This is a genomic window from Enterococcus sp. LJL120 (assembly GCF_054871765.1).
This window is the reverse complement of sequence record NZ_JBTXLV010000001.1, coordinates 155,089-172,891: the sequence shown is the minus strand read 5'-3', so window position 1 is coordinate 172,891 and position 17,803 is coordinate 155,089. Positions and strand designations below refer to the sequence as shown.

32 protein-coding genes are annotated in these 17,803 nt (G+C 40.2%); 3 read left to right on the top strand and 29 right to left on the bottom strand.

Annotated elements, in window-relative coordinates; all coding sequences use genetic code 11:
- Positions 1 to 12: 12 nt before the first annotated feature.
- The 26 genes from rpsM to rpsJ all read right to left on the bottom strand — a co-directional run bounded on the left by rpsM (position 13) and on the right by rpsJ (position 12,285).
- Complete coding sequence (gene rpsM, locus ACYSNU_RS00880; RefSeq protein ID WP_265455884.1) at positions 13 to 378, bottom strand: 30S ribosomal protein S13; 366 nt, start codon at positions 376 to 378, stop codon at positions 13 to 15.
- A 17-nt stretch (positions 379 to 395) separates the two neighbouring features.
- Positions 396 to 512, bottom strand: a complete 117-nt coding sequence (gene rpmJ / locus ACYSNU_RS00875) for a 50S ribosomal protein L36 (protein WP_013773089.1) — start codon at positions 510 to 512, stop codon at positions 396 to 398.
- Between the two features lie 32 nt (positions 513 to 544).
- A complete protein-coding gene (gene infA / locus ACYSNU_RS00870) occupies positions 545 to 763 on the bottom strand; it encodes a translation initiation factor IF-1 (RefSeq protein WP_010756460.1) in 219 nt (72 codons plus the stop codon).
- A gap of 182 nt (positions 764 to 945) precedes the next feature.
- Complete coding sequence (locus tag ACYSNU_RS00865) at positions 946 to 1,593, bottom strand: adenylate kinase (protein WP_461735348.1); 648 nt, start codon at positions 1,591 to 1,593, stop codon at positions 946 to 948.
- 153 nt (positions 1,594 to 1,746) lie between these two features.
- Positions 1,747 to 3,042 (bottom strand): preprotein translocase subunit SecY, encoded by a 1,296-nt coding sequence (gene secY, locus ACYSNU_RS00860; RefSeq protein WP_265455893.1) that lies wholly within the window; start codon positions 3,040 to 3,042, stop codon positions 1,747 to 1,749.
- Position 3,043: 1 nt separating this feature from the next.
- Complete coding sequence (gene rplO / locus ACYSNU_RS00855; protein WP_265455895.1) at positions 3,044 to 3,484, bottom strand: 50S ribosomal protein L15; 441 nt, start codon at positions 3,482 to 3,484, stop codon at positions 3,044 to 3,046.
- A gap of 32 nt (positions 3,485 to 3,516) precedes the next feature.
- The gene (rpmD, locus tag ACYSNU_RS00850) at positions 3,517 to 3,696 is read right to left on the bottom strand and encodes a 50S ribosomal protein L30 (protein ID WP_265455896.1); all 180 of its coding nucleotides are present in this window, start codon (positions 3,694 to 3,696) and stop codon (positions 3,517 to 3,519) included.
- A gap of 13 nt (positions 3,697 to 3,709) precedes the next feature.
- Positions 3,710 to 4,210 carry a 30S ribosomal protein S5 gene (gene rpsE / locus ACYSNU_RS00845; protein WP_265455898.1) on the bottom strand — a complete coding sequence of 167 codons (501 nt, stop codon included), beginning with the start codon at positions 4,208 to 4,210 and terminating at the stop codon, positions 3,710 to 3,712.
- 21 nt (positions 4,211 to 4,231) lie between these two features.
- Positions 4,232 to 4,588 (bottom strand): 50S ribosomal protein L18, encoded by a 357-nt coding sequence (rplR, locus tag ACYSNU_RS00840; protein ID WP_265455899.1) that lies wholly within the window; start codon positions 4,586 to 4,588, stop codon positions 4,232 to 4,234.
- 100 nt (positions 4,589 to 4,688) lie between these two features.
- Positions 4,689 to 5,225 carry a 50S ribosomal protein L6 gene (gene rplF, locus ACYSNU_RS00835; RefSeq protein WP_265455901.1) on the bottom strand — a complete coding sequence of 179 codons (537 nt, stop codon included), beginning with the start codon at positions 5,223 to 5,225 and terminating at the stop codon, positions 4,689 to 4,691.
- Positions 5,226 to 5,255: 30 nt separating this feature from the next.
- The gene (rpsH, locus tag ACYSNU_RS00830; protein ID WP_265455903.1) at positions 5,256 to 5,654 is read right to left on the bottom strand and encodes a 30S ribosomal protein S8; all 399 of its coding nucleotides are present in this window, start codon (positions 5,652 to 5,654) and stop codon (positions 5,256 to 5,258) included.
- Between the two features lie 39 nt (positions 5,655 to 5,693).
- Positions 5,694 to 5,879: a type Z 30S ribosomal protein S14 gene (locus ACYSNU_RS00825; RefSeq protein WP_002288673.1), complete on the bottom strand. Its 186-nt coding sequence runs from the start codon at positions 5,877 to 5,879 to the stop codon at positions 5,694 to 5,696.
- An 18-nt stretch (positions 5,880 to 5,897) separates the two neighbouring features.
- Complete coding sequence (rplE, locus tag ACYSNU_RS00820) at positions 5,898 to 6,437, bottom strand: 50S ribosomal protein L5 (protein WP_265455905.1); 540 nt, start codon at positions 6,435 to 6,437, stop codon at positions 5,898 to 5,900.
- 25 nt (positions 6,438 to 6,462) lie between these two features.
- Complete coding sequence (gene rplX, locus ACYSNU_RS00815) at positions 6,463 to 6,768, bottom strand: 50S ribosomal protein L24 (RefSeq protein ID WP_461735347.1); 306 nt, start codon at positions 6,766 to 6,768, stop codon at positions 6,463 to 6,465.
- 35 nt (positions 6,769 to 6,803) lie between these two features.
- The gene (gene rplN / locus ACYSNU_RS00810) at positions 6,804 to 7,172 is read right to left on the bottom strand and encodes a 50S ribosomal protein L14 (protein WP_461735346.1); all 369 of its coding nucleotides are present in this window, start codon (positions 7,170 to 7,172) and stop codon (positions 6,804 to 6,806) included.
- 69 nt (positions 7,173 to 7,241) lie between these two features.
- Positions 7,242 to 7,505 carry a 30S ribosomal protein S17 gene (gene rpsQ / locus ACYSNU_RS00805; protein ID WP_265455910.1) on the bottom strand — a complete coding sequence of 88 codons (264 nt, stop codon included), beginning with the start codon at positions 7,503 to 7,505 and terminating at the stop codon, positions 7,242 to 7,244.
- Between the two features lie 23 nt (positions 7,506 to 7,528).
- A complete protein-coding gene (gene rpmC / locus ACYSNU_RS00800) occupies positions 7,529 to 7,717 on the bottom strand; it encodes a 50S ribosomal protein L29 (RefSeq protein WP_265455911.1) in 189 nt (62 codons plus the stop codon).
- Positions 7,707 to 8,141: a 50S ribosomal protein L16 gene (gene rplP / locus ACYSNU_RS00795; RefSeq protein ID WP_461735345.1), complete on the bottom strand. Its 435-nt coding sequence runs from the start codon at positions 8,139 to 8,141 to the stop codon at positions 7,707 to 7,709. The genes rpmC and rplP overlap by 11 nt, the downstream gene beginning before the upstream one ends.
- Positions 8,142 to 8,143: 2 nt before the next feature.
- Positions 8,144 to 8,800: a 30S ribosomal protein S3 gene (gene rpsC / locus ACYSNU_RS00790; protein WP_265455914.1), complete on the bottom strand. Its 657-nt coding sequence runs from the start codon at positions 8,798 to 8,800 to the stop codon at positions 8,144 to 8,146.
- 13 nt (positions 8,801 to 8,813) lie between these two features.
- Positions 8,814 to 9,161, bottom strand: a complete 348-nt coding sequence (gene rplV / locus ACYSNU_RS00785) for a 50S ribosomal protein L22 (protein ID WP_265455916.1) — start codon at positions 9,159 to 9,161, stop codon at positions 8,814 to 8,816.
- Positions 9,162 to 9,184: 23 nt separating this feature from the next.
- Positions 9,185 to 9,463 (bottom strand): 30S ribosomal protein S19, encoded by a 279-nt coding sequence (gene rpsS, locus ACYSNU_RS00780; RefSeq protein WP_265455917.1) that lies wholly within the window; start codon positions 9,461 to 9,463, stop codon positions 9,185 to 9,187.
- 42 nt (positions 9,464 to 9,505) lie between these two features.
- Positions 9,506 to 10,339, bottom strand: a complete 834-nt coding sequence (rplB, locus tag ACYSNU_RS00775) for a 50S ribosomal protein L2 (RefSeq protein ID WP_461735344.1) — start codon at positions 10,337 to 10,339, stop codon at positions 9,506 to 9,508.
- 38 nt (positions 10,340 to 10,377) lie between these two features.
- Positions 10,378 to 10,668, bottom strand: coding sequence for a 50S ribosomal protein L23 (locus ACYSNU_RS00770; protein WP_265455920.1), 291 nt, complete (start codon positions 10,666 to 10,668; stop codon positions 10,378 to 10,380).
- Complete coding sequence (gene rplD / locus ACYSNU_RS00765; protein ID WP_265455921.1) at positions 10,668 to 11,291, bottom strand: 50S ribosomal protein L4; 624 nt, start codon at positions 11,289 to 11,291, stop codon at positions 10,668 to 10,670. The genes ACYSNU_RS00770 and rplD overlap by 1 nt, the downstream gene beginning before the upstream one ends.
- Before the next feature lie 28 nt (positions 11,292 to 11,319).
- The gene (gene rplC, locus ACYSNU_RS00760; protein ID WP_265455923.1) at positions 11,320 to 11,949 is read right to left on the bottom strand and encodes a 50S ribosomal protein L3; all 630 of its coding nucleotides are present in this window, start codon (positions 11,947 to 11,949) and stop codon (positions 11,320 to 11,322) included.
- Between the two features lie 27 nt (positions 11,950 to 11,976).
- The gene (gene rpsJ / locus ACYSNU_RS00755; protein ID WP_005880808.1) at positions 11,977 to 12,285 is read right to left on the bottom strand and encodes a 30S ribosomal protein S10; all 309 of its coding nucleotides are present in this window, start codon (positions 12,283 to 12,285) and stop codon (positions 11,977 to 11,979) included.
- A gap of 511 nt (positions 12,286 to 12,796) precedes the next feature.
- Here rpsJ and ACYSNU_RS00750 point away from each other — a divergent pair.
- A complete protein-coding gene (locus ACYSNU_RS00750; RefSeq protein ID WP_461735343.1) occupies positions 12,797 to 13,036 on the top strand; it encodes a DUF3977 family protein in 240 nt (79 codons plus the stop codon).
- A 28-nt stretch (positions 13,037 to 13,064) separates the two neighbouring features.
- Here the strand turns inward: ACYSNU_RS00750 and ACYSNU_RS00745 are convergent, their stop codons facing one another.
- Positions 13,065 to 13,634 carry a histidine phosphatase family protein gene (locus tag ACYSNU_RS00745; RefSeq protein ID WP_461735342.1) on the bottom strand — a complete coding sequence of 190 codons (570 nt, stop codon included), beginning with the start codon at positions 13,632 to 13,634 and terminating at the stop codon, positions 13,065 to 13,067.
- 570 nt (positions 13,635 to 14,204) lie between these two features.
- Positions 14,205 to 15,224, bottom strand: a complete 1,020-nt coding sequence (gene argF, locus ACYSNU_RS00740) for an ornithine carbamoyltransferase (RefSeq protein ID WP_461735341.1) — start codon at positions 15,222 to 15,224, stop codon at positions 14,205 to 14,207.
- A gap of 171 nt (positions 15,225 to 15,395) precedes the next feature.
- Between argF and ACYSNU_RS00735 the strand changes: the two genes are divergently transcribed.
- Both ACYSNU_RS00735 and ACYSNU_RS00730 read left to right on the top strand, forming a co-directional pair.
- Entirely contained in the window at positions 15,396 to 16,073 is a 678-nt protein-coding gene (locus ACYSNU_RS00735; protein WP_461735340.1) for a response regulator transcription factor, read from the top strand.
- A 32-nt stretch (positions 16,074 to 16,105) separates the two neighbouring features.
- Positions 16,106 to 16,996 (top strand): sensor histidine kinase, encoded by an 891-nt coding sequence (locus ACYSNU_RS00730; RefSeq protein WP_461735339.1) that lies wholly within the window; start codon positions 16,106 to 16,108, stop codon positions 16,994 to 16,996.
- 37 nt (positions 16,997 to 17,033) lie between these two features.
- Here ACYSNU_RS00730 and ACYSNU_RS00725 read toward each other — a convergent pair whose 3' ends face one another.
- Positions 17,034 to 17,801 carry an ABC transporter permease gene (locus ACYSNU_RS00725; protein WP_461735338.1) on the bottom strand — a complete coding sequence of 256 codons (768 nt, stop codon included), beginning with the start codon at positions 17,799 to 17,801 and terminating at the stop codon, positions 17,034 to 17,036.
- Positions 17,802 to 17,803 lie beyond the last annotated feature (2 nt).

Here is a 17,803-nt window from a genome sequence, read left to right as displayed (position 1 = left end):
TTTACTTAAGAATTATTTTTTCTTACCTGCTACTGTACGAGCTGGGCCTTTACGAGTACGTGCATTATTTTTCGTGTTTTGTCCACGAGTTGGTAATCCACGACGGTGACGAATCCCACGGTAAGAACCGATTTCCATCAATCGTTTGATGTTTAAGTTCACTTCACGACGAAGATCACCTTCAACTTTTAATTTATCAACTTCTGCACGGATAGCATCTGTTTGTTCGTTAGTTAAATCTCTAACGCGAACGTCTTCAGAAACACCAGCATTAGCCAATACTTTTTTCGCAGTAGTGTTACCAATCCCAAAAATATAAGTAAGGGAAATTACTACGCGTTTATCACGAGGAATATCTACTCCTGCAATACGAGCCATACTTTATGACACCTCCATTATCCTTGACGTTGTTTGTGTTTTGGATTTGCTGAGCAAATCACCATAACCCGTCCATTACGACGAATTACTTTACAATGTTCACACATCGGTTTTACTGATGGTCTTACTTTCATGATAATACCTCCTGTGGTTTTACGGAGTACAATTATTTGAAGCGGTAGGTAATCCGGCCACGACTCAGATCATAAGGAGACAGTTCAACTGTCACCTTGTCACCGGGTAAAATACGAATGTAGTGCATCCGAATTTTGCCTGATACGTGAGCGAGTACTTCGTGTCCATTTTCCAATTCCACTTTAAACATTGCATTCGGCAAAGTTTCGACGACTGTACCTTCGATTTCAATCATATCATCTTTTGCCACGCATAGTACCTCCTTGTACTTGTTTCGTGATTTACACGATAAAACGGCGGAAACAGCTGCTCCCACCTACATTTTCAACTTGACTACTTCTATTTGACTAGAAGTCGGACTGACATATTCTATCATAGACCGCTACATTTGACAAGAGAAACCAAACGCAAGTCGGTTGCGGGCTAGCTGGGCTATTTGTCAATGATATGTTTGACATCTGCAAATACGTCATCAATTGGACGGTTCCCATCAATTGTTTGTAATAAGCCTAGCTCTTGATAGTAAGCCAAGATTGGTGCGCTACTTTCAATATTAACAGCTAAGCGGTTTTTAACAGTTTCAGGTTTGTCGTCTTCCCGTTGGAAAAACTCATGCCCACCGCAACGATCGCAGGTATCTTCGACTTTTGTCGGGTTAAAAATCTTATGATAAGTCGCCCCACAATTACGACAGATATAGCGACCTGCCAAACGTTCAACTAAAATATCTTCTGCGACATGAATTTCAATGACGCCGTCGATTTTTTTGTTTAAGTCTTTTAGCATTTGATCTAATGCTTTTGCTTGGTCGATAGTCCGGGGAAAGCCATCTAAAAGGAAACCATTTTTGGTATCATCTTCAGCTAAACGTTCTTTAACAATGCCGTTGGTTACTTCATCAGGAACCAAATCGCCTTTGTCCATAAACGCTTTTGCCTGTAATCCAAGAGTCGTTTCATTTTTGATTGCAGCTCGGAACATATCGCCAGTCGAGATTTGCGGAATCCCATAAGCATCAATAATTTTTTCAGCCTGAGTTCCTTTACCAGCTCCAGGCAGTCCCATTAAAATGAGATTCATCAGTGCTCCTCCTTCATTCCTTTGGCTGATTGTTTAACCAATCAGCAAAGTCTCTGCAGTGAATGTCTTGGCCTTCAACTAACCTCCGCAACACCCTCTGGGAGAAGATTCTCCCATCATGTGTTTAGGCAGCGAGAAATTCTCGGTAACTGATTAGTTGATAAAGCCGACGTACTTGCGTTTCAACAATAAACCTTCTAATTGTTTAGCACTATCTAACGCAACTCCGATAATGATTAGTAAACTTGTTCCCCCAAGTCCGATTGATGAAGGAAGATCCCACAACATCGAAGCAATGATTGGTAACAAGGCTACTAAGCCTAAGAAGACTGAGCCGACCGTACTTAAACGCATTAACAAACTAGATACATATTCTTCAGTACCTTTACCAGGTCGCACGCTAGGAATATAGCTGCCTTGTTTTTGCAAGTTTTCAGCTAATTTCTCAGGGTTGACTTGGACAAATGCATAGAAGAATGTAAAGGCAACAATCAATACTGTGTAAAGAATAGCGCCGGGTACCGTTTGATAATTGAAGATTTGTGAAACGATATCGTACCAGCCAGCATCGCTAAAGGAATTTCCGAACGCTTGTAAAAGCGTACCAGGTAAAGTCACAAATGAACTGGCGAAGATTACTGGGATAACGCCGGCAGCATTTACTTTTAATGGTAGATAACTGCTAGTTGGTGCTCCAGCAACCCGTTTGGTATATTGAATTGGAATTTTGTATTCCGCTTGCTGTACATAGGTTACGATGGTCACGATAATTAACACAGCAACTAAAATCAAAGCGATAAAAATTGCGCTTTGCCAGATTTTTGATTGGTCGATATTTACAAAGTATTCATTGTAAATTTCTTTAATACTCTCTGGCAAACGTGAGATAATTCCCGCAAAGATAATCATCGATACGCCATTACCAATACCTTTTTCGGTGATTTGTTCCCCCATCCAAGTGACAAACATTGTACCAGCAGTCAGGATTAACCCGATTGTGACATATGTTTCCCAATTGGTTGAAGTAGTAACGCCAAATGACGTCAACGAGTTCAAACCGATGGTCAAGGTCAGCGATTGCGCAAAACCGATAATTAACGTAAGATAGCGGGTCATCTGATTTAATTTACGACGACCGACTTCCCCTTGCTTGGACCATTCCACAAATTTGGGAACAATGTCCATCTGCAATAATTGAATAACGATTGATGAAGTGATATATGGGGAAACACCCATAGCGAAGACTGAATATTGTTGCAACGCACCACCACTCGTCAAACTTAACATACTCAAGAAGGGCAGATCAGCAATTTCCTGTAAACGACTAGCGTTGACACCAGGAACGGTAATATGGGCTCCAATTCGAAATACGATTAGAATAAATAAAGTAAAGAATATTTTGTTACGAATATCTTTAACTTTAAATCCGTCTCTCAAGAGTTTGATCATATTAGATCACCTCGATAGAACCACCAGCAGCTTCAATTGCTTGTTTAGCTGCTTCAGAGAATTTAGCTGCTTTAACAGTAAGTTTTTTAGTTAATTCACCATTAGCTAAGACTTTAATGCCGGCTTTTTCGTTTTTCACGATTCCAGCTTCCACCAAAGCAACTGGTGTAACTTCAGCACCATCCTCAAAGCGGTTTAACACATCTAAGTTAATAACTGCATATTCCTTACGATTAACATTAGTAAATCCACGTTTTGGCAAACGACGGAATAAAGGAGTTTGTCCCCCTTCAAAACCAAGTCTCACACCGCCACCTGAACGAGCTTTTTGCCCTTTTTGTCCACGGCCGGCAGTTTTACCATTACCTGATGAAGTTCCGCGACCAACACGGTTACGCACTTTACGAGAACCTTCTGCAGGTTGTAATTCATGAAGTTTCATTAATTGGCACCTCCTTAATCATCTAAATATTTTTAGACTTCTTCAACGTCCACTAAATGTGAAACAGTATTTACCATGCCTTTGATAGCATCGTTAGCTGGTTTAACAACCGTGCTGTTGATTTTACCTAAGCCTAAAGCTTTCACTGTATCACGTTGGTTTTGAGGACGTCCAATAACACTGCGTTTTAATGTAATTTTTAATTCAGCCATTACTTTGTCCTCCTTAACCGATTAATTCCTCAACAGATTTGCCACGCAATTGCGCAACTTCTTCTGCCCGTTTTAATTGTTTTAAACCATCAATTGTTGCGCGAACAACGTTGATTGGTGTGTTAGAACCTAATGATTTAGATGTGATATCTGCTACCCCAGCTAACTCAAGGACGGCACGAACTGGTCCACCAGCTGCCACTCCAGAACCTTCTACAGCAGGCTTCATTAAAATGCGGCCGCCGCCGAAGACACCGATAACTTCGTGAGGGATAGTTGAACCAACCATAGGTACTTCAACTAAGTTTTTCTTCGCGTCTTCAATTGCTTTACGGATAGCTTCAGGAACTTCTTGAGCTTTACCAGTACCAAAGCCAACATGTCCGTTTTTATCTCCGACAACAACTAAAGCAGCAAAACGTAAACGACGTCCACCTTTAACAACTTTAGTTACGCGGTTAATCGCAACTACGCGGTCTTCTAATTCCAAATGTTTTGGATCGATATAAACCATGAATGGTATTCCTCCTTCTTCCTAAAATTCTAGTCCATTTTCGCGAGCTGCTTCAGCTAAAGCTGCTACACGGCCATGGTAAAGGTATCCACCACGGTCAAAGACTACTTGTTTTACACCTTTGGCAGCAGCACGTTCAGCAACTAATTTGCCGACAGCAGCCGCTTGTTCAGTTTTAGTATCACCTGAAATTTCTTTTTCTAAGGCTGAGGCACTTGCTAGCGTCACACCCGCTACGTCATCAATTACTTGCGCGTAGATGTTTTTGTTAGAACGGAAAACGTTCAAGCGTGGGCACTCAGCAGTACCAGAAATTTTGTTGCGGACACGTTGATGTCTCTTTTGACGTGTTTTATTCTTGTCTGGTTTTGTAATCACAATTTTCACCTCTTGAAATAAGCTAGCCTAAGCCGCTTTGGGTAGCCTCTGAAAGCTGACAAGCTTCAGAAGACTCCCGCAATTTATTAATAAACTGCTATTATTTACCAGTTTTACCTTCTTTACGACGAACATATTCGCCAACATAACGAATACCTTTGCCTTTATAAGGTTCTGGCGGACGAACGCCACGAATGTTTGCAGCTAATTCGCCAACATCTTCTTTATTAATGCCTTTCACAATAACTTGTGTGTTGGCAGGTACTTCAACTGTTACGCCAGCAGGTGGAGTGATTTCAACAGGATGAGAGTAACCAACGTTCAAGACAAGTTTTGTTCCTTGCAATTGAGCACGGTAACCAACCCCGATTAATTCAAGGGCTTTTTGGAAGCCTTCGGAAACACCAACAACCATGTTATTGAAGTTTGCACGGCTTGTACCGTGAATAGTTTTCATTTCTTTGCTATCGTTTGGACGAGTAAATGTAACTTCGCTGCCTTCGATATTCATTGTAATATCAGAAGAAAATGGACGAGTTAATTCACCTTTAGGTCCTTTAACAGTGACGTCATTACCTTTTTGAGTTACTTCAACTCCAGCAGGCAAGACTACTACTTTATTACCAATACGGCTCACTTAGGGCACCTCCTTGTTTGTAAAATTAAATTACCATACGTAAGCTAAAACTTCGCCGCCAATATTTTTGGCTCTAGCTTCTTTATCAGTGATAACACCTTCAGAAGTCGATAGGATTGCGATTCCTAAGCCGTTTAAGACTTTTGGTACTTCGTTAGATTTAACGTAAGCACGCAAACCTGGTTTTGAGATACGTTTCAAGTTAGTGATAACCCGTTCGTCGTTTCTACCATATTTAAGAAATACGCGGATCACGCCTTGTTTGTCATCTTCAATATATTCCACATCGCGGATGAAACCTTCGTTTTTCAAGATTTCAGCGATATCATGTTTAATTTTTGATGCAGGTACTTCTAATGATTCGTGTTTTACCATGTTGGCATTACGAATGCGAGTTAAGAAATCTGCAATTGGATCTGTCATGACCATTGAGTGATTTACCTCCTTCTTGCGAGTTGTAAGTTGTTTTTACCAGCTAGCTTTCTTCACGCCGGGAATTTGTCCTTTATAGGCAAGTTCGCGGAAGCAAATACGACATAGGTGGAATTTACGATAAACAGAATGTGGACGTCCGCAACGTTCGCAACGAGTGTATGCTTGTGTTGAGAATTTTGCAGGGCGTTTGTTTTTTGCAATCATTGATTTTTTAGCCATGTAGTTCGCCTCCTATAATTATTTTTGGAATGGCATGCCTAATTGTGTTAACAACTCACGAGATTCTTCATCTGTGTTAGCTGTTGTTACAATAACGATGTCCATACCGCGTACTTTATCTACTAAATCATAATCAACTTCTGGGAAGATTAATTGTTCTTTAATACCTAAAGTATAATTTCCCCGGCCGTCAAAGGCTTTATTACTGATACCGTGGAAGTCACGAACCCGTGGTAATGCTACGGAAACCAATTTATCTAGGAATTCGTACATTCTTTCGCCACGTAGGGTAACTTTGGCACCGATTGGCATTCCTTCACGTAAACGGAAGCCAGCGATTGATTTCTTCGCTTTCGTGATCAAAGGTTTTTGACCAGAAATTAAAGTTAATTCTTCCACTGCTTTATCAAGATTTTTAGCGTTTGATACCGCATCACCAACCCCCATGTTGATGACGATCTTTTCAACTTTAGGTGTTTGCATAACTGAGCTGTAGCTAAATTTTTCCATCAAAGATGGTGTTACTTCTTTAAGATACTTTTCTTTAAGGCGGTTCATTCCTTAGAGCCCTCCTTTCCTATGATTATTTATCTAATACTTCACCGGTTTTTTTAGAAACACGGACTTTTTTGCCATCAACGTCTTGGTAGCCAACACGGCCAGCAACGCCATTAGCGTCTAGGACCATTACGTTGGAAACATGAATCGGTGCTTCCGTTTCAATGATCCCACCTGCAACAGCTTGAGAAGGTTTTTGATGTTTTTTAACAACATTGACGCCTTCAACGATGACTTTATCTTTTTTAGGAAAAGCTTCTAAAACGACGCCTTCCTTATTTTTGTCTTTACCAGTGATAATTTTAACCTTATCGCCTTTTTTAACAAACATGTTAGATTCGCACCTCCTTATGGTTAAACTTCAGATTATAATACTTCTGGTGCAAGGGAAACGATCTTCATGAAGTTGTTTTCCCGCAATTCACGAGCAACTGGTCCGAAGATACGAGTTCCACGAGGGCTTTTATCATCACGGATGATAACTGCAGCATTTTCGTCAAATTTAATATAAGAACCATCAGCACGACGAGCGCCTGATTTAGTCCGAACGATTACGGCTTTAACGACTTCACCTTTTTTGACAACACCACCTGGCGTTGCTTGTTTAACTGTAGCAACAATCACGTCACCGATATTTGCAGTTTTGCGTCCTGAACCGCCTAACACTTTAATAGTTAGAATTTCACGAGCGCCTGAATTATCAGCAACCTTTAAACGGCTTTCTTGTTGGATCACGGTTGAATCCTCCTTTCTCATTCAAGGAAATAAGTTTTTGAAAAACTTAATATAGGAAATTCGTGGTTATTAGATAATAACTGCTTCTTCGACAACTTCTAACAAACGGAAGCGTTTGGTAGCTGACAATGGACGAGTTTCCATAATACGCACGATGTCGCCAACTTTTGCAGTGTTGTTTTCATCATGTACTTTGTATTTTTTAGAGTAATTCATGCGTTTGCCGTAGATTGGGTGATTCTTCTTAGTTTCGACAGCAACTGTAATAGTTTTGTCCATCTTATCAGATACCACGCGTCCTTGGTAAACTTTGCGTTGATTTCTTTCAGTCATACGAGTAATGGCCTCCTTCCGAATTAGTTAGCTTGTTCACGCAAAACAGTTTTGATGCGTGCAATCGATTTACGTACTTCTTGAATACGTGCAGTGTTTTCTAATTGACCTGTTGCTAGTTGGAATCTTAGATTAAACAATTCTTCTTTTAATTGTTTTTCTTGATCAAGCATTTCGGCAGTGGTTAACTCTCTGATTTCTTTAACCTTCATTCGATTCACCACCCATTTCCTCACGTTTTACGATCTTAGTTTTAACTGGTAATTTGTGAGAAGCAAGACGTAATGCTTCGCGAGCAACATCTTCAGGTACGCCAGCGATTTCAAACATGATTTTGCCACGTTTAACTGGTGATACCCAACCTTCAGGTGCCCCTTTACCAGAACCCATACGTACCCCAATAGCTTTGGCAGTATAAGATTTGTGAGGGAAAATTTTAATCCATACTTTCCCACCACGTTTCATGTAACGAGTCATTGCAATACGGGCTGCTTCAATTTGGCGGTTAGTGATCCAGTGAGATTCTACAGCTTGTAAGCCGAATTCACCAAATGATACTTCTTTACCACCTTTAGCTTCCCCACGCATTTTTCCGCGGAATTCACGACGGTGTTTTACACGTTTAGGTACTAACATGATTAATTCCCTCCTTTCTCAGTGTTCTTTTTAACTGGCAAGATTTCGCCACGGTAGATCCACACTTTAACTCCTAGTTTTCCGTATGTTGTGTCTGCTTCTTCCCAAGCATAATCGATATCGGCACGAAGAGTGTGCAATGGAACTGTTCCTTCTGAATAGCCTTCGCTACGAGCGATATCTGCGCCGTTCAAACGACCAGAAACTTGAGTTTTGATCCCTTTAGCACCAGAACGCATAGTTCTTTGAATCGCTTGTTTTTGGGCACGACGGAATGCTACCCGGCTTTCAAGTTGACGGGCAATGCCTTCGCCGACTAATTTTGCATCTAAATCAGGTTTTTTGATTTCAATGATGTTGATATGAACTCTTTTACCTGTTAATGTGTTTAATTCTTTTCTTAGGTTTTCGACTTCAGATCCGCCTTTACCGATAACCATTCCTGGCTTAGCTGTGTGGATTGAAATGTTTACGCGATTTGCAGCGCGTTCGATTTCAACGGTTGACACAGCGGCATCAGCAAGTTTAGTAGCGATAAATTTACGGATTCTTAAATCTTCGTGTAAGAACTCAGCATACTCTTTTTCAGCATACCATTTTGCATCCCAATCACGGATGATGCCTACACGCATTCCAATTGGATGTACTTTTTGACCCACTGATTATCCCTCCTTATTTTTCGGATACAACAACTGTAATATGACTTGTACGTTTGTTGATTGGTGATGCTGAACCTTTGGCACGTGGACGGAACCGTTTCATAGTTGCGCCTTCGTTGACAAATGCTTCAGATACCACTAAGTTTTCGACATCTAAGTCGAAGTTATTTTCTGCGTTAGCAACTGCGGACATCAAAACTTTTTCGATGATTCCCGCTGATTTGTTAGGGGTGAATTTCAAAATTGAAATTGCATCCGCTACGCTTTTCCCTCTGATAAGGTCAATTACTAGACGTGCTTTACGAGGTGAAGTGCGAACTGTTTTAGCAGTTGCTTTTGCTGATGTGATTTGTTCTGCCATTAGACTGTTTCCTCCCCTCAAAATTAGCGTCTAGTTTTCTTATCGTCAGCCGCGTGACCGCGATAAGTTCTAGTTGGTGCAAATTCACCTAATTTATGTCCTACCATGTCTTCTTGGATGTAAACTGGTACGTGTTTACGTCCATCATAAACAGCGATAGTGTAGCCTACAAAACTTGGAAAAATTGTTGAACGACGAGACCAAGTTCTAATAACTTTTTTCTTTTCAGCACCTGCTTGAGCTTCAACTTTCTTCATTAAATGCTCATCAGCGAAAGGTCCTTTTTTCAAACTACGACCCATGGTGAACCTCCTCTCAAAATTTGAAACACATGGTCAAATAGATTATTTAGCTTTGCGACGACGAACGATAAGTTTGTCAGAAGCAGCTTTTTTATTACGGGTTTTGTAACCAAGAGCTGGTTGGCCCCAAGGTGAAACTGGTGCTTTCCGTCCGATTGGCGCTTTACCTTCACCACCACCGTGTGGGTGATCGTTAGGGTTCATTACGCTACCACGTACAGTTGGACGTTTACGCATCCAACGAGAGCGACCCGCTTTACCGATATTGATTAATTCATGTTGTTCGTTACCGACAGAACCAATTGTTGCTCTAGCTGCTGCCAAGATCATGCGAACTTCACCAGAGTTCAAACGGATTAATACGTATTTGCCTTCTTTACCAAGTACTTGAGCACTTGTTCCAGCTGAACGAATCAATTGTCCGCCTTTACCAGGTTTCATTTCAATGTTGTGAATCACAGTACCCACTGGGATATTTTCTAATGGAAGTGCGTTTCCTACTTTGATATCGGCTTCTGGTCCAGATACCACAGTCATGCCCACTTCTAATCCTTTAGGTGCTAAGATGTATGCTTTCACTCCATCTTCGTAATGAACTAACGCGATGTTAGCAGAACGATTTGGATCATACTCGATTGTTTTAACATGTGCGACAACGTTATCTTTATTACGTTTGAAGTCAATCATGCGGTATTGGCGCTTGTGGCCGCCACCTTGATGACGAACAGTAATACGTCCGTTGTTGTTACGACCGGCATTGTTTTTCAAAGGATGTAACAATGTTTTTTCAGGTGTTGAAGTTGTGATTTCAGCAAAATCAGAACCTGTCATGTTACGACGGCCGTTTGTCGTAGGTTTGTACTTTTTAATCGCCACGTCTTATTCCCTCCTATATAGTAAATTAGTCAATCAGCTTATTCAGCTTCGAAAATTTGGATTTCTTTTGAATCAGCAGTTAAAGTAATGACTGCTTTCCGACGTTTTCTAGTATAACCAGCGTATTTGCCCATCCGTTTGAATTTAGGATGCACGTTGATAATGTTTACGTTGGCAACTTTTACTCCGTCAAAGGCAGCTTCAACAGCTTGTTTCACTAAAGTTTTGTTAGCGCGGGTATCCACTTCAAAAGTGTATTTCTTTTCGTCCATGGCAAGCATAGATTTTTCAGTGATAACCGGGCGTTTGATTACGTCTAATAAGTTCATTATGCAAGCACCTCCTCAATTTGAGTAAGAGCAGTTTGCGTTGCTAACATTTTATCGCTAGAGACTACATCTAAAACGCTAATGTTGTCAGAGAAGACAACAGAAACATTTGGTAAGTTACGAGCTGATAAAGCAGCAAAGTCATTGTCAGTTTCAACAACTACCAATACTTTAGAGTCAATAGCTAATTTAGCTAATACTTCTTTGAATTCTTTTGTTTTTGGTGCTTCGAAGGCTAATCCTTCAACTGCTACCAAATTATTTGCAGCAACTTTTTCTGATAATACAGATTTCATTGCTAAACGACGAACTTTTTTAGGAAGTTTGTAGCTGTAAGAACGTGGTGTTGGTCCGAAGACTACGCCACCTCCACGCCATTGTGGTGAACGGATTGAACCTTGACGAGCACGGCCAGTTCCTTTTTGACGCCATGGTTTGCGACCACCGCCACGAACGGCACTGCGATTTTTAACAGCGTGTGTTCCTTGTCTTAATGAAGCGCGTTGCATGATGATGGCATCGTAGACAACACTTTCATTAGGTTCGATTCCGAAGATTTCTTCATTTAATGTGATTTCGCCATTTTGGCTACCATCTTGTTTGAATAATGCTACATTCGGCATTCCTTAGTTCCTCCTTCCTCTACTTAAATTATTTAGCTTTCACAGCTTGTTTGATTGTGATTAAAGATTTTTTAGCTCCTGGAACATTTCCTTTAATAAGGATAACGTTACGGTCTAAGTCAACGCGGACAATTTCCAAGTTTTGGATTGTAATGCGTTGGCCGCCCATCCGACCAGCAAGCTTTTTATTTTTGAATACACGGTTAGGTGCAACTGGACCCATTGACCCAGGACGACGATGATAACGAGAACCGTGAGCCATTGGTCCGCGGCTTTGGCCGTGGCGTTTAATAGCACCTTGGAATCCTTTACCTTTTGACGTACCTGTCACATCAACGATATCTCCTGCTTGGAAAATATCTACCTTAACTTCTTTTCCTACTTCATATTCTCCTAGCTCAACATCTTTGAATTCTCGAATGAAGCGCTTAGGAGCCGTGTTTGCTTTTGCAACATGACCTTTCGCAGGTTTGTTTGCCAATACTTCACGTAAATCTTGGTAACCAACTTGAACAGCTTCGTAGCCGTCATTTTCCATTGTCTTCAGTTGTAATACAACGTTAGGCGTAGCTTCCACTACAGTTACTGGAATAAGTTCACCAGATTCAGTAAAGATTTGGGTCATCCCCACTTTTTTCCCTAAGATTCCTTTGGTCATGAGTACACCTCCATCTTAATTAGATTTTTATAGTTTGATTTCAATGTTTACACCAGATGGTAAGTCAAGCTTCATTAAAGCATCGACAGTTTTTGGTGTAGGATTCACAATGTCAATCAGACGCTTGTGAGTACGCATTTCGAATTGTTCGCGTGAATCTTTGTATTTATGAGTCGCACGAATAACTGTGTAAAGACTGCGTTCAGTTGGTAATGGAATTGGACCAGACACGCTAGCTCCAGTTCTTTTTGCAGTTTCCACGATTTTATCCGCTGATTGGTCTAAAATACGGTGTTCATACGCTTTTAAACGGATACGAATTTTTTGTTTTGCCATCTTGTTCCCTCCTTCGCCTATTTTGAAAAGTAGACATAGCTCCACGAAAATCTCCGACAAGCACGTTCGTGGCAAAGCGCCCGGGCGTGTCGCAACCTCTCGTTTCAAAGCCGGCAGAATTATTTTTATCCTGCCAGTGCTGAGTACATACCTGTAAACAGCGCCTTTGTCATTATATTATAGAAAAAGCTTCAAAGCAAGTATTTTTTTCAGAAAAAGCCAGGATTTACAAGCATTTTCAAAACCTTGGATTCTCTTTAGTACACCATGAATATATATAAGAGGAGAAACTTTTTTTAAACTTGCATGAACACTTTTAAAATAGTCTTTTAATTAAACTTCGAGTTGTCTCAAAAAAACACACCTGTATAAATGAGTTTTTATTCCTTCGTAGATAAAAAAATTCTCAGTGATTTTTACGCTGAATAACGATCTTCTCTATTATAATAGAAGAAACTTGTTTATGAAGAGGGCAAACAAGTACTTTTTAATGATCAGAAGAGGTTGCCAGATGAAAAAATATTATGAAATTGGCTTTGGTAATACTTGGTGGTGCCGGACAGAAATCGAGCAAGCTGACGGCAGCGAAGAGGAAATGAAGGGCTTTGTCGGTGAATTAAAATTTGTTTCCTGCTATCTCAGAATTTGGCTAGGGAAAAAGGTCGTAATTCTTGATTCAAAAGAGGGACTAAAAATTTCCACAAAATCCCGACGAGCTGTCAAATTAATTTTTGGGATACAGTCACTGTAAAAGCAACTAGGATTACCAAAAATTTTACTTATTTAGATGACTCATTCGCTAATAAACTAGCGGAAAAATTAAGCAATTTTCCTGTATCTGAGAACTCCCCTAAAAAGACATCAGGCATCTGGAGCTGCTTAAAATCTTGATAGCCAAATTTTCCGCCGGTGATTTCTTTAAACAGACAGGCTAAAGCAGTCCCATGTCCAGCTATTATAATATTACCAGAAGAAGTCGCCAGAATTTCTGAAAAAATCTGGCTCATGCGTAGAGTCACTTCAGCCAAAGATTCCCCTCCAGTTAATTTATAAGAAAAGTCTTGCCATTGGGCAGCGGTGAAGCCGTCAAAATCAGTTAACCAAGAGCCGATTGCTCGTTCCTGCAAAGCTGTATTTTCAGTGATTGGCAGATTATAATAGGATGCTAGCGGTCGAACTGTGGCTTGCGCCCGTTCGTAAGGACTTGTATAAATGTGTTGAATGACAACTTCAGAAAACAGTGGCACTAGCTTTTCAGCCAGCTTAGTCCCCTCTTTTGTCAAAGGGGCATTTTCAGAGTGCACCCGGCTATCACGAATAGAATGTCGTATAAAATATACTTGCCGCATTATTTATCACCTCGCTATTAATATCTAGCTGATATCTATAGATTCATTGCTTTGATTATACTACAAACCTCTCATTCAATTTAACTCTATGATGCATTGAAATCTTACGTTAGTTGAGCTACCTTCCCTTTAGATCGTTGAAAAATGGGGAAAACTATGCTATATTTAAGTTGCGACGTGTAAAAACTAATGAGCACAACATGAAAGCCCTACTCGTGGAGGAGTAGGGCTTTACTTTTCACCAGTGGCGACACTACTGGCGCATGGGTTAATCCAGCAACTGCTTAGTCATCTTTACGATTAGTTAACCAATAATCGAATAGTGAATTCACTATTCCGACGATAACACCAGTTACAATCGGACAGAGGACCAGTGTAAAAACTAATTTCAACACACAACACCTCCTTACGGGGCAGTTGCCTGTGAATTAGCTTTTCCATTATAAATTACGCAGCAACGCCTTTTAACCCATGAATGTCTCAATAAAAAGCTGTTTCCTATTTAGAAATCCTTTTGCCAACAACAAAGGTTATTGGTAAAGAATTTTATAGGAAACAGCTTTTTTAGTTTTAAACTTTTGGAATAAATAAATTTCCTAAGGTCGCCGCCATAATCGCTTTAATCGAATGCATCCGATTTTCAGCCTGTTCAAACTGTTTAGCAAAAGGACTGTTGAAAACCTCATCAGTGATTTCCATCTCAGTCAGGCCAAAATCTTTAAAAATTTTCTGGCCATACTCAGTTTGCGTATCATGGAAGGCGGGCAGACAATGCAAAATAATCAATTTGCCTCCTTGATTGCCAGTTGCCGCCACCATCTCACTGTTAATTTGATAAGGCTGCAGTGCTTCAATCCGTTCAGCGAATTTATCTTCTTCCCCCATTGACACCCAAACATCGGTATACAAAACGTTAGCCCCTTTGACACCCGCTTGAATATCGTCAGTAATCAACAGCTGGGCCCCAGAATCTTTTGCAAACCCTTGGGCTAGTTCAACAATTTCTTTAGCTGGTTGGAGGGATTGGGGTGAAACAATCCGCATGTGAACACCTAAAATGGCGCCAGTCACTAAAAGACTATTTGCCATATTGTTACGCCCGTCTCCGACATAAGCAAAAGTAATATCAGTTAGACTACCAAAATTCTCTTTCACCGTCATGAAGTCAGCAATCATCTGAGTCGGATGCCACAGATCAGTTAGGCCATTCCAGACCGGCACTCCAGAATATTTCGCTAAGTCCTCGACAACTTGCTGGTTGAAGCCGCGAAACTCAATTCCATCAAACATGCTACCTAAAACCTGAGCGGTGTCGGCAACGGATTCTTTTTTACCTAGTTGAATATCCTGTGCACCTAAAAATTCCGGATGGGCGCCTAAGTCATTGGCTGCAACCGTAAAAGCGGCCCGGGTTCGTGTCGATGTCTTTTCAAATAATAATGCAATATTTTTCCCTGCTAAATATTGGTGGGGAATATTTTTTTGTTTCAATTCTTTTAAATGCAGCCCAAAATCAATCAAGTACAACAATTCCGCTTGGCTAAAATCTTTTTCAGCTAAAAAACTTTTTCCTTGAAAAATCGAATTCATAATTTCTACCTCTTTATTTGTTTGTTTATACATTATTATACATAAAAAAACTTAAATATCCAGTATTTTTAAATAATTATTCAAATGGAAAATATTTCACTTTTTAGAATGTGGTATTGGTGTATTTCGTGCTAAAATGTTAATCAAAATGGTTGAAAAAGGTTGGCGCAAATGAAAAAAATACTAGTGATTGAAGACAATAATGAATTAAATGAAATGCTGGCTACGATTTTAGCGGATGACTACCATGTTCAACCGGCCTACTCAGGGACTGAAGGCTTGCTGTATTTTCAACAAGATGAGTTTGATTTAGTTTTGCTGGATCGGATGCTGCCGGGAAAAGACGGCAGCGAAGTCTTGGCAGAGATTCGCAATCATTCGCAAATACCGGTTATTTTTCTGACGGCCTTAACAGATCAGCAGGAAATCTCTCAACTTTTACTGGCTGGGGCCAATGATTATCTGACCAAGCCTTTTAATATTGATGAGTTGAAGGCTAGAATTATCGTGCAATTGCGAAATCAAGTGGCTGTCCCTGCAGAAGAAGCGGAAACTAGTCACTGCTACAAAAATTTGACTCTGTTACCAGATACCTTTGAACTGAAAAAAGACGAAACAGTCGTGGCCCTTAAAAAGAAAGAGTTTGAAATTTTCACTCTCTTATTGAAACATCCAAAAAAAGTTTACACGAAAGAAATGCTCTATGAAGAGATTTGGGGCGAGGCCTATTATGGGGATGAAAACACCATCAATGTCCACATCAGCAATCTGCGAAAAAAAATTAAGCAATTGGATGATACTGAGCCCTATATTGCAACTGTTTGGGGCATTGGTGTCAAACTTGCCTAGTCCTTTTAAAAACTTCAAAAGGAGGAAATTCGATGCTGTGGTTGATGACAGCAATTGCCCTAATCTTATTGGCGATTCTAGCAGTAGTCTTATCAGAATTAAAAAAATACCGTGATCAATTGGCTATCATTATTGAAAACGAGACCAATTTGGAATTAAAAACCCATTCCCGTCTGCGCTCTTTTCAGCAGATTGTTTTATTGAATAATCAAATGATTCGTAATCATAAACAAGCACGCCATCAGCTGGTCAACGAGACAAAGCAGTTAGAACAAGCAATCCATAATATTTCCCATGACCTGCGAACCCCTTTGACGGTGGCGGGAGGCTATGTGCAGCTCTTGGAAAAGGATGCTCAGGCAACAGAAAAGCAACAGGAGCTGCTGAGAAAAATCTCAACGAATTTAGGCACAGTGGAGCAACATTTAGAACAGCTCCTCAATTATCAACGGCTCATTGAAGATCAAATCCAGCCGACATTTGCCGAAGTGAATGTTTCTCGTTTATTGCAAGAAGAACTACTGAATCTCTACCAATCCTTTGTGGAGGTAGATATTGAGATGACCGTTGATATTCAACCTGAGCTTAACTTGATTACTGATAGTAAGCTATTGCGGCGGATTTTTCAAAATATTTTAGGAAATATTTTAAATCACGGGACTGAGGCTGCCTCACTACAGCTAAAAGAAAGCGGAAATCAACTAATGTTAACTGCAGAAAATCATTTAGCCACGCCAATTCTTCATCCTGAAAAATTAACAGAACGCTTTTACACAGAGGATTTGTCCCGTCAAAGCCAAAACTCTGGGCTTGGTCTTTTTATTGTGAAGGAACTGGTAGTGCGCTTATCGGGAAAAATGACCCTTCAAGCACAGGCTGAAAGCTTTAAAGTTACAATTGTTTTTCCCAAAAAAGCTCAATAAAATGGCGAGAACAATGATTCGTTCTCGCCATTTTATTTTATAAATCCTGCTTATTGAAAATCCGATTGGAAAGACTTAAGCATAGCACCATTGTAATAATTGAACCTGCAAAAGCTGGCAGCATATCACTAAAGTTACTCAAAGTTCCGCTGACCAAGCTATCCATTCCCCCTTGGAAGTCGATAAAATCCAAGATTTTCCAGTCTTGTTTAAAGATGTGCACCGTATTGATAATCGTTGGCAAAATGATTGCTAGAATAATACAGACAGCCGTGTTCTTTGTTAGGTAAAGAACGATAATGATTAAAGAAGAGATAGCTGCTAACATTAACAAGAGTCCAAACATATAGTAGACAAGGGTTGCAACTTGTTCACCATTTTCAAAGCCGGCTCCACCAACGATGGTGCCGACAACAAAGCTGACTGCCATAATCCCTAAGATTTGAGCGAATAAAACCGTCATAAAGCTGATAAATTTCCCAAAGAAGAAGCTAGTGCGGGAAACGCCGACAGTCACGATATTTTTCAGCGTTCCTTTAGAATACTCACTACCCAATACTAAAATGATCAAAGGAAGCATGAAGTAAAGTAACATTGAAGTCAGACTCAATTGAATTGCCGTAAAGCCGGTAATACTTGAAACAGAGTTCCCGCTAGTCGCAGATTCGCCGTTGACCGTGACCATTGTGACAGTCGACATTGAAAAAATAGCGATTAAAGTAAAAACAAAGACCACTGCTTCGGTAATCCAAAAACTCTTAGTGTGCAACAACCGATAAAAATCCCCACGAATAAAATTAAACATAT